The 13,712-nt window shown below is 50.8% G+C and carries 13 protein-coding genes; 6 read left to right on the top strand and 7 right to left on the bottom strand.

Annotated features, from left to right (window positions below; all coding sequences use genetic code 11):
* Positions 1 to 189 precede the first annotated feature (189 nt).
* Together IXB28_RS06265 and IXB28_RS06270 are read right to left on the bottom strand one after the other, a co-directional pair.
* The gene (locus IXB28_RS06265) at positions 190 to 2,256 is read right to left on the bottom strand and encodes a fasciclin domain-containing protein (protein ID WP_215617674.1); all 2,067 of its coding nucleotides are present in this window, start codon (positions 2,254 to 2,256) and stop codon (positions 190 to 192) included.
* A 411-nt stretch (positions 2,257 to 2,667) separates the two neighbouring features.
* On the bottom strand, positions 2,668 to 3,660 hold the full coding sequence (locus tag IXB28_RS06270) for a ligase-associated DNA damage response exonuclease (protein WP_215617675.1): 993 nt from the start codon (positions 3,658 to 3,660) through the stop codon (positions 2,668 to 2,670).
* 347 nt (positions 3,661 to 4,007) lie between these two features.
* Here IXB28_RS06270 and IXB28_RS06275 point away from each other — a divergent pair, with 347 nt between their 5' ends.
* Positions 4,008 to 4,931, top strand: a complete 924-nt coding sequence (locus tag IXB28_RS06275) for a LysR family transcriptional regulator (protein ID WP_215617676.1) — start codon at positions 4,008 to 4,010, stop codon at positions 4,929 to 4,931.
* 117 nt (positions 4,932 to 5,048) lie between these two features.
* Positions 5,049 to 5,768 carry a rhomboid family intramembrane serine protease gene (locus IXB28_RS06280; RefSeq protein WP_215617677.1) on the top strand — a complete coding sequence of 240 codons (720 nt, stop codon included), beginning with the start codon at positions 5,049 to 5,051 and terminating at the stop codon, positions 5,766 to 5,768.
* Positions 5,769 to 5,815: 47 nt separating this feature from the next.
* On the opposite strand, the gene IXB28_RS06285 is transcribed toward IXB28_RS06280, so the two are convergent.
* The gene (locus tag IXB28_RS06285) at positions 5,816 to 6,481 is read right to left on the bottom strand and encodes a hypothetical protein (RefSeq protein WP_215617678.1); all 666 of its coding nucleotides are present in this window, start codon (positions 6,479 to 6,481) and stop codon (positions 5,816 to 5,818) included.
* Positions 6,482 to 6,655: 174 nt separating this feature from the next.
* Between IXB28_RS06285 and IXB28_RS06290 the strand changes: the two genes are divergently transcribed.
* Both IXB28_RS06290 and rlmN read left to right on the top strand, forming a co-directional pair.
* Complete coding sequence (locus IXB28_RS06290; RefSeq protein ID WP_215617679.1) at positions 6,656 to 7,474, top strand: SPFH domain-containing protein; 819 nt, start codon at positions 6,656 to 6,658, stop codon at positions 7,472 to 7,474.
* A gap of 87 nt (positions 7,475 to 7,561) precedes the next feature.
* On the top strand, positions 7,562 to 8,611 hold the full coding sequence (rlmN, locus tag IXB28_RS06295) for a 23S rRNA (adenine(2503)-C(2))-methyltransferase RlmN (RefSeq protein ID WP_215617680.1): 1,050 nt from the start codon (positions 7,562 to 7,564) through the stop codon (positions 8,609 to 8,611).
* Positions 8,612 to 8,707: 96 nt separating this feature from the next.
* Here the strand turns inward: rlmN and IXB28_RS17010 are convergent, their stop codons facing one another.
* The 4 genes from IXB28_RS17010 to pyrH all read right to left on the bottom strand — a co-directional run bounded on the left by IXB28_RS17010 (position 8,708) and on the right by pyrH (position 11,931).
* A complete protein-coding gene (locus IXB28_RS17010; RefSeq protein WP_246559635.1) occupies positions 8,708 to 8,896 on the bottom strand; it encodes a replication restart DNA helicase PriA in 189 nt (62 codons plus the stop codon).
* Between the two features lie 501 nt (positions 8,897 to 9,397).
* Complete coding sequence (locus tag IXB28_RS06300) at positions 9,398 to 10,528, bottom strand: geranylgeranyl reductase family protein (protein ID WP_215617681.1); 1,131 nt, start codon at positions 10,526 to 10,528, stop codon at positions 9,398 to 9,400.
* Between the two features lie 130 nt (positions 10,529 to 10,658).
* Positions 10,659 to 11,180: a ribosome recycling factor gene (gene frr, locus IXB28_RS06305; protein ID WP_216862982.1), complete on the bottom strand. Its 522-nt coding sequence runs from the start codon at positions 11,178 to 11,180 to the stop codon at positions 10,659 to 10,661.
* 22 nt (positions 11,181 to 11,202) lie between these two features.
* Positions 11,203 to 11,931, bottom strand: a complete 729-nt coding sequence (gene pyrH / locus IXB28_RS06310) for a UMP kinase (protein ID WP_215617683.1) — start codon at positions 11,929 to 11,931, stop codon at positions 11,203 to 11,205.
* Between the two features lie 120 nt (positions 11,932 to 12,051).
* Between pyrH and IXB28_RS06315 the strand changes: the two genes are divergently transcribed.
* Positions 12,052 to 12,741: a diacylglycerol/polyprenol kinase family protein gene (locus IXB28_RS06315; protein ID WP_215617684.1), complete on the top strand. Its 690-nt coding sequence runs from the start codon at positions 12,052 to 12,054 to the stop codon at positions 12,739 to 12,741.
* A gap of 527 nt (positions 12,742 to 13,268) precedes the next feature.
* A complete protein-coding gene (locus tag IXB28_RS06320) occupies positions 13,269 to 13,685 on the top strand; it encodes a bactofilin family protein (RefSeq protein ID WP_215617931.1) in 417 nt (138 codons plus the stop codon).
* Positions 13,686 to 13,712: the final 27 nt, after the last annotated feature.

A 13,712-nucleotide genomic window follows, 5' to 3' on the forward strand; every position in this document is an offset into this window, starting at 1 on the left:
GTCAGGGTTCCAGGCATTGAAACAGGTAAAACCAGAACGGTTTTACTGGATCTTTAATTCTGAAACCCTTGATGGCAAAAAAGTTAGCTATTGCTGATGTGGGAGATTACCCCATCTATGGGATTGCCATGGGGCATGGGCAAGCCCTCAGTTTGAGTTGATGGCATTGCCCACCCTGTTGCAGATCCATTAAGCGATAGTTAGCTGTGCTTGGACGATGACATCATTGAAGTCCTGATCGCCACCGCCAGACAAGTCTTCAAATCCAAAGGTATTATCCCCTAGGAGGCGGATATGGTCTGCTCCGTCGCTGTTGGCCCCCACAAAGGCAAAGTAAATATCAGGGTCGTTAGCGGTGTCCGTATCTAGTAGAACCTCTGGTCCATCGTTAATGATGATAAAGGGGGCTAGGATGGAGCCGCCTAAAAGCTCTTGGTTGACCTTGGTGGTGGCTTGGTTCTCGACGGTAAGGTCTAGTTCAAGGCGTTGGGACAGGGCTGCTTGGGCGTAGCCAGCTGCGCCGGGACGGATATCGGTAATGCCGTCACCGTTGGTGTCGATGCCCCCGGTTTCATCGGCAATGGTGTAAAAGCCGATAAAGTTGTCGAGGGCCGCTTCGCGGTTGAGGGTAAATTCAGCATTGACGGCTTGGCCGGTAATGTCCCGTAGATCTATCAACTCGCCGTTGGGGCGCCCCTGCAGTCCTGTGCCCAGTGGTAGCGCAGCATCACTGGTTTGGATAGACACTACCAGGTCATCAAAGTTGTTGGTGTCCGGTTCGGTTTCCCAGGAGAGGGTAAATTGGCCTGGATCAGTTTCTTCGATTTGGAGGGTATTTGCGGCAGGAAAGATTATTTGGTCGAGGGCTGTTGTGCCGATATTGAGGGTGTCAACGGTGCCATCGGGAAGCAGATAAAACCGCAGATTTTGGTTTTCCTCAAGGCTGAGGGTGCGAGGAATGTCGTTATTGAATCCGTTGGGGCTATTGCTGAGGGTGGAGAATAGGCTCTGGAAGCGTTGGGTGGCTGCCTGGATATAGCCCGCTTCACCAGGGGCGATGCCGTTAATCAGGCCTAGGTCGTCATCTACGGTGTAGATGCCTAGTTCGTAGGGGCGGTGATTGGATTTGCTAACGAGGTTGACTTGAGCGTTGCCGGCTGCGGTGGAGAGTAGGGTGTTTTCGGAGACTTTGTTCAGACGGCTTACTGGTGGGGTGGTGTCTTCGCCATTGTCGGGAATATTCAGCGGAATAAGAACACGATCAATGCCTTGAATAGTGCCATTGGCGGCTTGGATGTCGGTGAGCCCAGCTATAAAGGTTGGATCGCTTAGGTCCGGTTCGTTATCAATGAGGCGATTGCCAGCTGCGGTAATGGTTGCATTGGTTAGTAAGGTGGCGATGGTGCCATCTGTGTTTACTCCGGGGGAAACGTGGTAGAGCAAAATATCGGTTAGCAGCGGGATGGGGTCGCCGTCGCCTAGTTCGGTGAGGGTGGCTGCGATCGCATCAAAAGCACCCGCCTCATCATCGCCACTAAAACCAAAGTCCTGGGCCAGGGCCACAAAGGCAGCATCCGTAGGGGCGAACACATTTAAATCCGTGTCTGCATCATCCAGGGCCTCGACCAGCCCTGCTGTTTGTAGCGCAGTGAGCAAAATGTCAAAGTCCTGGTTGTTGTTGTCAAACCCTTCGCCACTTTGGGCAACAATCCCAGCGATGGTGGGGATCGGGGGCTCGTTACTGGCAATATCCAGGGGACTCAGAACACGGTCGATGACTTGAAAAATACCGTTATCGGCGGCCTGATTAGTCAGAAAAGAGATAAAACTAGGGTCAACCAGATCTGGCTCAAGATCGATTAAACTATCCCCATTGGGCGTTATCGTCGCCCCAGGGAGTAACGTCGTAATCGTTGTTAGGCCTTGAATAGTCTCTAGCTCTTTCTCTTCTGGAGAAACATGGTAGAGCAAAATATCCCTGAGCAGGGGAAGTGGATCGCCGTCGCCCAGCGGTGTTAGGGCTGCCACAATGGCATCAAAGGCACCCGCTTCATCGTTGTTCTGAAATCCCAGGTCTTGTGCCAGGGTGATAAATGCTGCATCCGTAGGGGCAAAGACAGTTAGGTCAGCATCCTCGGCATCCAGAGCCCCATCTAGGTTTGCGGTCTCAAGGGCATTGAATAAAATATCAAAGTCATTGGATGTGTTATCAAAACTGCCACCGTCTTGACCAAAAATTTCTGCAAGTGTAGCCACAAGTATTTCCTGTTTAGTGTATCTATTCGTTATGGAAAAAATGGTGAGCACGCATAGAAAAAGACGGAACCGTTCGACGATCGGATTAATTTTTTTTGAGTTGATTTAATAAAATAATCTTTGTGTTTTAGAGAACAATTTTTGTTTGTTTGAGGAACAATCTCAATCAAAGGATGTCACCAGGTTTGGTTGCAATTCAACGGGGGGTTGCACCGCCCGAAAACCTTAAGGGGACGGCACAAAAAGTATCTTTAGGTACAGCAGACCAGTGGGGCACGCATGCCCCTTGCCTAAGGCCATAGGCGTTTGGCCTTGTCGGTTAACTGTCGGCGTCACTGAGCCTTGGGATGATTTTAGTTGTCATGTCTAGACAATTCGCCAGGTTTTGAGATTGTTTCAAGTCGTCAATGGCTAATTGTCGACTTCCCCTTCAAATAGGGTGTCCAAAGGCATGGCGTTAATCCCGAGTTGTTCTGTTAAATATCTCGACAACACATCGTTTTGGCCGTGGGTCACATAGACTGTGGTTGCCTTGGTCTCTTTTACTGTCCGAATTAAGCTGGGCCAGTCGGCATGGTCCGATAGGATAAATCCCCGCTCATATCCGCGCCGTCGGCGCGCACCGCGCACCGCCATCCACCCGGATGCAAAGGCCGTTTGGGGCCGTTTAAATCGCTTCATCCAAGTAGAACGATGGCCAGATGGCGGGGCAATCACCAAATCTCCTTGAAACCGATAGGATTTTTCTGTTTGGCTGGTGGGTACGGTGGGAAGCATGTTGACCCCGACCTGTCGATAAATCTCGGTGAGTGCCTGGACTGCCCCGTGGACATAAACTGTTTTGTCTGTGAATTGGGTGAGTTCCGCCAATACGCGCTGGGCTTTACCAAAGGAATAACAAAACAACAGTGAGGGGCGTTCTAAATCACGTTGCCACCAGCGATAAATTTGTTCTGCTGTTGTCGCCCCTGACTGCCAACGATAGATGGGGAGACCAAAGGTGGCTTCGGTAATGTAGGTGTCGCACTCTACCACCTCGAACGGTTCGCAGGTGGGGTCAGCGCAGCGTTTGTAGTCTCCGGATATGCACCACACGTCATCCTTGTGCTCCACTCGGATCTGGGCTGAGCCCAAAACATGGCCCGCTGAATGAAACGATACCCAGGTATTGCCTAGTTTAATCTTGTCGCCATACTGCATCGGTTTGAGGTCGATATCCTGGCCTAGACGCTTGCGGAGGATTCCTGCTGAACTGTGGATGGCGTAGTAATGTTCAGAGCCAGAACGGGCATGGTCCGAGTGGGCGTGGGTGATGAGGGCTGTTTCTACTTTGCGCCATGGGTCGATGTAGAAATCGCCTTGGGCACAGTACAGCCCCTCGGGGCGAACGCTAATTAGGGACATGGGGATTTAGGGGGGAGTTTCCCATTTTATTTCGCCCCGTCATGGTTGGTCGGGCGGATGGGGTTTGGGGGCAGCTCCGTGGGCCATGTCTCCCTTAGGGAATGGTTGGACTAACGCCCGATTGGCACAGTTTTTTAGTGTATGGTGGCTGATCGGCCAAATCAAGTGGTCTGCTGCACAATTTCCATGAAAGCTATAGATGGATTTAATCGATTTTATTTAGCAATCTAGGGCAATATCAAAAGATAAACCCTGTTCTAATTTGGCCTTGGGGGTTTTCGTTGGGAAAATCTTAATGGTTTGAGCCGAATATGGTTTAGGTATCATCTACATTCCTTAGGGGCTCTATGGCGCAGAGCAATCCCAACCGACTAAAACTTTCACAACTGCGGGCGCTGGTAGCGATCGCAAAAACCGGTACCTTTAGCGATGCCGCACTCCAGTTAGATCTGTCCCAGTCGGCGGTAAGTCATGCGATCGCCACCCTAGAAACAGAGCTCGGTGTGATTTTGCTCAACCGTGGTCGCCAGGGGGCCGTGCTGACCCCAGTGGGGGCAACCATTACGGCCGAAGCCGAAGCCGTGTTAAATCGGCTCGATACCATTTGTCAGCAGGCCCAGCTAGCTAAGGGCCTACAGTCCGGCCAGGTGCGCATCGGTGGATTTCGTAGCGTGGCCACCCACATTTTGCCAGCGGTGATCGAACGCTTTCGTCAGCAATATCCAGGCATCAGCGTCACCATTGATGAATTTAGCCACTACCGCCGCGTGGATGAATCCCTGCGGGAAGGGCGCATTGACATTGGCTTTAGCTATTTGCCAGCGGGTAAAGAATTTGATGCCTGGGAACTGTTGCGGGATGAATATATTGTGCTGTTGCCACCAGCGGCAAAACCCGTAAATGCTCAGCTTACCTGGGAACAGCTGTTTAGCTATCCCCTGATTCAAACACCTCCGGGGGATGGCTGTCGTTACAAAATTGAGCAATATCTCATGCGGCACCAGCAGCCCTGCAAGTTTGCCTACGATGTGCGAGAAGATTCCACCATTGTCAGCATGGTGCAAAAGGGGCTGGGGGCTACCATCATGGCCAAGCTCGCGGCAGAACCCATTCCAGACGATATTATCGTGGCCCAGCTGCCGGACCCCTTTGAACGGGTGATTGGGGTGATTACCTTAACAGACGCCCTGCAGCCCCCCTCTGTTTTTGCCTTTCTAGACACTATCAAAGCTGTGTGGGGTGGGAAGCCTGGGGAATCTCAGGCAGCGTGAAATGGGAAATCAGAAGTCGGAAATCAGAAGTCGGAATTTAAAACTTAATCGGCAGAATCGAAAAACCATCACCGACAATACCTGACAATATAAAACGTCGGCCGGTATAAATTTTCTGTGGTTCCTTTAAACGACAATAATCCCACCCGTACCACTCCCTATGTGGTGTTTGGTCTGATTGCCCTCAATGTGGTGCTATTTTTCTACGAGCTTTCCCTGCAAGGGGCTGGGGAGCAGGCCCTGGATCAGTTTTTTCGGGTATGGGCGATTGTGCCAGCGGAGCTAACGGATAGCTTTGTGGGCCGCACCGTGAATCCAGTAGGCGAATGGTTTACCCTGATTAGCTCCCAGTTTCTCCATGGTGGCTGGGCCCACCTGGGGGGCAACATGCTCTACCTTTGGATTTTTGGCAATAATATTGAAGACCAGCTGGGCCATGGCAAGTTTATTGTGTTTTACCTGGCCTGTGGGGCGTTGGCCGGGCTGGCCCAGTGGGTTTTTATGCCCAGCTCTATCGTGCCCACCCTCGGGGCCAGTGGCGCGATCGCAGGCATCATGGGAGCCTACATCATTCGATTCCCCAGGGCCCAAATCCTCACCCTGTTGCCTTTATTTATTCTGATTACCACCGTGCGCATTCCGGCCATCTTCTTCCTCGGTTGGTGGTTTGTGCAGCAGGCATTTTACGGTGTAGCAAGCTTAGGGGCCAATGCCGACATGGGGGCCGGTGGTGTGGCCTACTGGGCCCATGCCGGGGGCTTTGTATTCGGAGTTATCCTAGGGCCGCTACTCGGTTTATTCCCCAAGGGGCAAGGGCCGTTCAAATCTAGACGGTAATCGCCGCAAAGGCCAGTAGTCGGTCCCTGGTATCTGTTTTGGCCGAGTCACAGTTCAGGTAACCCAAAGGTGGGCAGTTCCAAATTGTCCTCCGCTTCCTCCGGCGGCGATATGGGGGCTGTTTCCGCTGCTGGCGCCGTGTCCCCCACTTGAAATACATATTCTCGACCAAATTCCCCTGGTCGGCTAATGCCCTCATAGAGGGTGGTGACTCCATTGTTCAAAATAGTCAGGGTATAGGGCACGGCTAGCCCATCCGCCGCATTCGCTGACTGCTCACCACAGGGAATGGTGAGCGCAACATAGGCCAAATAGTCTCCACTGGGCGCTGCCCCCGTCGGCCAAAAAATATTTTCCACCGGGTTTGCGCTGTGGGTTTCACAAAAGCCGTTGGCATTCACATCCAACCGGCCACCGGTAGGAGAGGTGGGGGAGCCAAAATCAATAATGTTGCTATTGGGATCGACCACAATTAGGTCCAAATCATCGCGGGTGTCCCAACGCAAAGTGATCTGAATATCACCGGTTTGTAAAACGGGTTGAATATCGGGTTCACTCCGATCGGGGCAAAGCTCACCCAGGTCATAGGTTTGGCCACGGCTGTCTTGGATATAGCAACCACCGTGATCATCCCCACCCCAGGCGCTGGTCTGAAAAAGCCCCCCCAGGACCACCACTCCTAAGCTGACCCACATTGCTTCACATTGTTTCATTCCAAAATATACCGTTAACTTTCTCAACATAGACCCACTGGCTAAGGCCTGTGGCTAAAAGATCTAGGGGTATTTGGGGGGAAGGGTATCGCAATTTTTCATCTGTACGCTAGACAGAAACTCGAAAGATGTGCTATCCATGGGCACATTAATTCGCGTGCGCTTTGATTCCCTATGGGTTCTTCCATCCTCGCTATTCTCTCGTTAATTGTGATCGGCTACTCTGTTGGTTCGGTCAGGGTTGTTAAAGAAGGTAATGCGGCATTAATTGAACGGTTAGGCCGTTACAAAGCCACCTTAGATCCTGGGGTGAACTTTATTGTGCCGTTACTAGACGCTCTGGTGATTGAAGACACGCTGCGGGAGCAAATTCTAGATATTGAACCCCGGTCTGCAACCACACGGGACAATGTCAATGTGGATGTGGACGCCGTTATCTATTGGCGGATTTTGGATCTGGAGAAAACCTACTACGCCATTGAAGATGTGGAGACGGCCATTCAAGAGTTAGTAACCACAACCCTGCGCTCTGAAGTCGGTAAAATGGAGCTGCAAGAAACCTTCTCCTCTCGCGAAACCATTAACAAGTCCCTGTTGGACGTCTTAGACGAAGCCACTGAGCCTTGGGGGGTAAAGGTAAACCGCGTGGAAGTTCAGGAGATTAAAATTCCTTCCGAAGTGGAAGAATCCATGCGCATGGAGCAGGCGGCTGAAATTGCAAAACGTGCAGCCATAACCAAAGCCAAAGGCTTAAAAGAAGCCGCCATTCTAGAAGCCGAAGGTAGCGTACAGTCGATGCAGCTAATTGCCCAAGCCTTTGACGGCCAGCTAAGTCAGGGCGAAATCATGAAGTTTCTCATTGCTCAACGCTATGTGGATGCCAACCAGAAGCTGGGTGAAAGTGAGAATTCTAAAGTGGTCTTCATGGATCCCCGGGCGTTAACAGAAGGCCTAGTGGATCTGATTAACGAAAATCCTGATACCAATAATTAAGCTGGGTTTCACCTAATTCTATTGCCCAAATCTTCTAAGATATAGGTCCGGTATTTATTGCTGGGCCTTTCTCTATGGTCTGAAATCATGGTTGCCATCCTGGATAACACATCCGGCCAGCGTCCCCTATTGGGGATGACCCAGGCCGAACTCACTGAGTGGGTGCAAACCCAGGATCAACCCGCTTACCGTGGTAAACAGCTGCATCAATGGCTCTACGGAAAAGGCGTGCGCTCTCTTGCCGACATTACGGTTTTTCCCAAGGCATGGCGTCAGTCTGCCGCCCATGTATCCGTCGGACGTTCCGACATTCACCATCGCTCCATTGCGCCAGACCAAACGGTGAAATTTCTGCTGCGGTTAGACGATAACCACATTATTGAAACCGTTGGGATGCCCACTGAGAAACGCCTGACGGTGTGTGTGTCTTCCCAGGTGGGCTGTCCCATGGCATGTGACTTTTGCGCCACTGGCAAGGGCGGCTTTATTCGCAATCTGGCCACCCACGAAATTGTGGATCAGGTGCTGACGGTCCAAGAAGACTTTGAGCAGCGTGTGAGCAACATTGTTTTTATGGGCATGGGAGAGCCCCTGATCAATGTGAAAAATGTGGTGGCTGCGGTTCAATGTCTGAATCAGGATATTGGCATTGGTCAGCGTAGTATTACGGTCTCTACCGTTGGTATCCCCGGCCAAATTCGTCGCCTGGCCCAGCACAATCTTCAGATAACGCTGGCGGTGAGTCTCCATGCGTCCAATCAAACATTGCGCACGCAGCTGATCCCCAGTGCCCAGCAGTATCCACTGGAGCAGCTCCTGGATGAGTGCCGTGAGTATGTGACGGTGACGGGACGGCGGGTGACCTTTGAGTATATTTTGCTGGCAGGTCTGAATGATTGCCCGGAACATGCCGCAGAGCTAGCTAGCTTATTGCGTGGTTTCCAAAGCCATGTCAACCTGATTCCCTACAATCCGATTGATGAGGTGGACTATCAGCGCCCTTCTAAAAAGCGGGTCAGTCAATTTACGAATGCATTAAAAGCAGCGGGGATTGCGGTAAGTGTGCGATATTCTCGGGGCTTAGAAAAGGATGCTGCTTGTGGGCAGTTAAGAGCCTCTAAGGTCGTCAATGTCTAGGGGCTACTAGGCCGGTTGTATGTGGGGGCTTAACCAGCCGTCATTGCGTAGCGAGGGTCGTAGGAGCGTTCTTGTCGATCCCAAAAATAATGTTGATTAACTGGCAAAAACTGAGGCAAAACCTGGGGCATAAGCTTCGATAACTTTGCCCGTTCGTTGACAAACAATCATTAAGTAATCACAACTGGAACATTGCGTTCGGGTTAACTGTTGTGAATTTAGATAATGGCGTTCAGCTGCTTTGCCACAGTTAGGACAATGAATAGATTGAATGGTAGTGCTCATAGAGATTATTGGTAAGGGCGAACAGGCCTTAATTATGGCAATTCTCTCCAGCTACGACAATGTGCCGAAAGATACAGGAAACACGGGGATCGCTTGTTAAAAGGGCGATCCCCGTGTCCGCTTTAATCCTTGGCACAGAGCATTTTGAGACTATTTAACCCATGGGAAAAATCAAAAAACGCCAATAGATTTAAAGACAAAAATTATCATTCTTATGAAGAATATGTTTAAGAAGTCAGGGTTTCATGCCTTTTTTCTAAAGGATTATTTTAGGAATTTTGCAACCTTTGATACTTTTTCAGCTGTTTCGTTGTGTAGCTAAATTAAGACTAATTAATATATTTTTTATATTAAATCGGTATGGCTTGTTTGTATTAATAAAAAACGTCAGCGGTTGTTATGATTTTTCGCTTTGCTGATTCCGGAGGGGGACCATTTGTAATGCTGACCCATGGGCTGGGTGCGACCAACATCCTCCCGTAGATTGGCCGCGTCCCTTTGCTAGTTATCTCGTCCGGGTAAAAAACTGCCGCTGATGCGTTTAATCACGCGATTGGCTAGGTCTGCGTAGCGAATTTCTCCTGCCAGTAGCTGTCCTAGGCGTTTTGTGGCTGTGGGCCGTTTTATCCCGACTCGATAGCCGATTTTTGGCATGCGGAAAAAGACATTGGCAATGCGCTGACTCCATTGGATGTCATTGCCCCATTCGGTGTGGATAGTGTGGCTATATTTTTCTAGGGCGTGGCTGTCGCCATTGAGGGCGCCGTCGATGGCGATGGCTGCTTGTATGCCACTAAAGATGGCGGGCCGGATGCCTTCTGCCGTCATCGGATCTACTAAGGCGGCGGCTTCCCCCACTAAAAGGGCTCGTTGGGTATGGAGGGGGCGGTTGCCGTTCCATAGTTTCAGGCCATGGGTATGGAGGTGGCCCGCTGTCGCTTCCATGCCTAGGAACTGGGCATAGGTGGCCAGGGAGTTTTCGGGATCTTTGGGTTTATCGCCTAAAAATCGGGTCATTCCTAGGGAATGGCTCTGTTGCTTGGGGAAGTCCCACAGGCAGCCTTGTTTCACAAGGCCAAATTCAAAGGCCATTGTGGGTTGGGCGATTGGTTCGGGTAGATCTAGTTCTAAGACATAGCTCTGGCGAACTTTTTCGGGTTTAAAGCCCAGCCATTTGGCCATGGGGCCATCCGCTCCATCCGCTGCAATTAGGTATTTTGATCCATAGGACCCCTGCTCGGTGGTGACGGTCCAGGTGCCGTCTTGGAGCTTGATATCGACTACGGGGGTGCCATCTTGGATGGTGACGCCTTGGTTGGCGGCCTGTTCTACTAAATAGTGGTCAAATACATCACGCCGGACCACCCACATGGGTTCTTCGGTTTCTAGGACGGCGTCAATGGTGTCTTCTAGCTGCCAGGTGTAGCGGATGCGTCGCAGCTTGTGGTCGATGGCGGGGGTGATGTCGAAGTCTAGCCACTGGGCAATGCTGGGTGCGATCGCGCCGGTGCAGGGCTTATATCGAGGCAGCTGATGTTTTTCCAGCAACAACACAGAGCGCCCGCGCTTACCCAGCTGATGAGCGGTCGTACTGCCTGCAGGGCCAGCACCCACAACGATACAGTCAAACATTATGCACTCCTGAAGTGGCCCACTTGCCGCCCCCGGGCGGAAAGCATCAACGCCCCTTATTCTAAGGGGCCACGGTCACCATTTTTCAGGAGTGCATAATGCTAAGGGTTAAGGCCTTAGCCGTTGGAAACTAGACCTTCATAATCTCCTTTTCTTTGTCCGCTAAGACTTGATCCACATTTTTGATGTATTGATCCGTCAGCTTTTGCACATTGTCCTGCAGGTCGCGGGATTCATCCTCCGACAGGTCGCCACTTTTCTCCTGCTTTTTGGCAAAGTCCATGCCTTCACGCCGAATATTACGGATAGCCACGCGACCTTCTTCTGCATATTTGCCAGCCATTTTGACAAATTCCTTACGGCGCTCAGTGGTGAGGGCAGGAATATTGAGTCGAATCACAGACCCATCATTGTTGGGGGTTAGCCCCACATCAGATAGAGAAATAGCCTTTTCAATATTAGTTAAAGTACTGGCATCATAGGGCTGAATCATCAGCGTGCTGGGATCAGGAGTGCTGATGTTAGCCATTGACTTTAACGGCGTAGGGCTGCCGTAATAATCAATAGTAATACGGTCTAAAAGAGATGCGTTGGCGCGTCCGGTACGAATGGTATTAAAAGAACGCTGGGTGGCTTCAACCGCCTTTTTCATCCCATTTTCCACGTCATCGATACTAGCTAACTTCACAAGATCCTCCCACAATTGTGCCAATCGGTTCCCCGGTCATGGCCCGTTGAATATTACCAGCAACGGCTAAATTAAACACCATAATGGGGATGTTGTTATCTTTACACAGTGCAATGGCGGTGCCATCCATCACTTTCAGATCTTTGGCTAGAACGTGGCTGTAGGTCAAGGTCTTGTAGCGTTTGGCATCTGGATTGGTTTTGGGATCCGAATCATAAACACCGTCTACTTTGGTGGCTTTAAGCAGCACTTCTGCGCTAATTTCGGCGGCCCGTAGAGCTGCTGTCGTGTCAGTGGTGAAGAAAGGATTACCGGAGCCGGCACCAAATATTACCACTCGCTTTTTTTCTAAATGGCGAATGGCCCGACGCCGAATATAGGGCTCAGCCATTTCCTGCATCGAAATAGCTGTTTGGACCCGAGTGGGGACCTCAATGCGCTCTAGGGCATCTTGCAGGGTCATGGCATTCATGACCGTGGCCAGCATGCCGATATAGTCGGCAGTGGCCCGATCCATGCCGGATGCGGCCCCTTTAACACCTCGGAAAATGTTGCCGCCGCCGACCACAACGGCAATTTCAATGCCCTGTTCAACGGTCTTGGCAATTTCCTGGGCAATCGTATCAACTATGGTGGGATCAATGCCGTAGGCAAGGTCACCCATTAAGGCTTCTCCGCTTAGTTTGAGTAGTACTCGCTTGTAGGTATTCCCCATGCCGTGGCTCGTGACTGAATTTCCCCATCAAGATAGCAGTCCGAGGCTGATTGGGGAACCGCATTTATAAAGGTGGGGGTGTACGCTTTACAATCTCCATGGGTTCTTACAAAGACGTTTATGGAACAACTGCAAATTGGTGTGTCTGGCTGGCAGATTGGGTTGGTCCTAGTGTGGCTCGGGTTAATCGGCGGGGTGTCTGAATTGGCCCGGCGGTTTGGCTACAGTTCAGAAATCACGCGCAAGATTGTCCATATTGGTGCGGGCCATGTGATTTTATTGGCCTGGTGGTTTATGTTGCCCGCCTGGATTGGGGTGGCGGCGTCGGTGATATTTGGTGCAGTGGCCTTAATTTCCTATCGATGGCCGATTTTACCTGGCATCAATAGTGTGGGCCGTCGTAGTTGGGGAACGTTCTTTTACGCCATTAGCATTGGTGTGCTGATGGGGTGGTGCTGGCCCCAGGGCTATCCCTATTTTGGTGTGGTTGGCATTTTAATTATGTGCTGGGGAGATGGTTTGGCGGCCTTGGTGGGGCAGCGTTGGGGTACCCATGGCTATGAAATTTGGAGCGAGAGCAAGAGTATAGAGGGCAGTCTAACGATGGCGCTGACTAGCGCCATCGTGGTGTTAGTCGTTTTGGGCACCATCCAGGGGCTATCTTTGCAGCTGTTGCTGGTGGCCATAGGCGTTGCGATCGCAGCCACAATTTTGGAAGCCGTTTCTAAATATGGTGTAGACAATCTCACCGTTCCCATTGGTTCAGCGGCGACGGCCCTAGCGTTGAGCCAGCTGTTGGCATCGGGGTAGCAGGCTGGTCTAAGATTCCATCGCTAATCAGATAAAGATGGCTTCATCGTCCCAAAAGTTATGGAACTCTCATTTAATCGGCTATGCAACTCGATGTTCTACGTCTATTTACGGAGTAATTTGTATCGATGAGTGCTTTTTTTAGCGCTTGCAAAAAATAAAGGGTAAACAAATAGCCTTAGCCACATACTGAGGTAAAAACTGATGCTAGAGTTTAGGCAAGAAAAGTCTTAAAGTTTGAAAGCTCTTTCATTCCTTGGGTACTACTAATCTTGCTGGTAACCGGTTTTTTAATCGTTGCTGCGTCTGGCTGTAGTTTTATTTCTTACATCCAGGCTATTAGCAAGGTTTACAGATCGGTTCCTTATCTAAATCAGCAGCGGCAATTTTGAACCTTATGGTTCAATAGGCAAACAGCTTTGGATTTAGAAGCGATTTTAGGTTTCGAAGCGTGCTTGGGGCCTTCCCCCCGGGCCAAGTCTTTTACCGCTGTCCAGTTGACCAGGTATTGAATTATCGTGTTTAAGATGTTTAAGCGAAAGCCGACGACTGCCTTTACCTATCTCAGCCGTACATGCGAGCTGGAAGGAAACGTTCATGCTGAAGGTCGTTTACAGGTTGACGGCATCATTCATGGAATCGTTGATATTCAAGGGGATTTAGAAATTTCCCAGACAGGTCTGGTGGAGGGGCAAGAAGTTCGAGCTAAAAATATTTCAGTGCAAGGGGTGCTCAAGGCTCGGGTCTATGTAGAAGGTAAGCTCACCTTGAGTAGCACCGCCCGATTAGAAGGTGACGTCGTGGCTGGCTCCCTTGAGATTGAGCCCGGCGCCTACTATACGGGCTACATAGAAACCCGTGAATCGAAGACCCTGCCGCCATCCCGAGATTTGCCCGAGCTTTACGGTACGGTCGAACCGACGGAAAGCCGCACATCTGCCTAGTTCTTCAGGCGTTCCGGCCAATGTAGG

The organism is Leptothoe kymatousa TAU-MAC 1615, from assembly GCF_018739865.1.
GTDB classification, from domain to species: domain Bacteria; phylum Cyanobacteriota; class Cyanobacteriia; order Phormidesmidales; family Phormidesmidaceae; genus Leptothoe; species Leptothoe kymatousa.

What these genes read in the sequence shown, in the direction of transcription:
- IXB28_RS06270 (WP_215617675.1), bottom strand. Translation starts at nt 3,660, where the DNA reads ATGTCCCTAATTAGCGTTCGCCCCGAGGGGCTGTACTGTGCCCAAGGC.
- IXB28_RS06275 (WP_215617676.1), top strand. Translation starts at nt 4,008, where the DNA reads ATGGCGCAGAGCAATCCCAACCGACTAAAACTTTCACAACTGCGGGCG.
- IXB28_RS06285 (WP_215617678.1), bottom strand. Translation starts at nt 6,481, where the DNA reads ATGAAACAATGTGAAGCAATGTGGGTCAGCTTAGGAGTGGTGGTCCTG.
- IXB28_RS06290 (WP_215617679.1), top strand. Translation starts at nt 6,656, where the DNA reads ATGGGTTCTTCCATCCTCGCTATTCTCTCGTTAATTGTGATCGGCTAC.
- rlmN (WP_215617680.1), top strand. Translation starts at nt 7,562, where the DNA reads ATGGTTGCCATCCTGGATAACACATCCGGCCAGCGTCCCCTATTGGGG.
- IXB28_RS17010 (WP_246559635.1), bottom strand. Translation starts at nt 8,896, where the DNA reads ATGAGCACTACCATTCAATCTATTCATTGTCCTAACTGTGGCAAAGCA.
- IXB28_RS06300 (WP_215617681.1), bottom strand. Translation starts at nt 10,528, where the DNA reads ATGTTTGACTGTATCGTTGTGGGTGCTGGCCCTGCAGGCAGTACGACC.
- frr (WP_216862982.1), bottom strand. Translation starts at nt 11,180, where the DNA reads ATGAAAAAGGCGGTTGAAGCCACCCAGCGTTCTTTTAATACCATTCGT.
- pyrH (WP_215617683.1), bottom strand. Translation starts at nt 11,931, where the DNA reads ATGGGGAATACCTACAAGCGAGTACTACTCAAACTAAGCGGAGAAGCC.
- IXB28_RS06315 (WP_215617684.1), top strand. Translation starts at nt 12,052, where the DNA reads ATGGAACAACTGCAAATTGGTGTGTCTGGCTGGCAGATTGGGTTGGTC.
- IXB28_RS06320 (WP_215617931.1), top strand. Translation starts at nt 13,269, where the DNA reads ATGTTTAAGCGAAAGCCGACGACTGCCTTTACCTATCTCAGCCGTACA.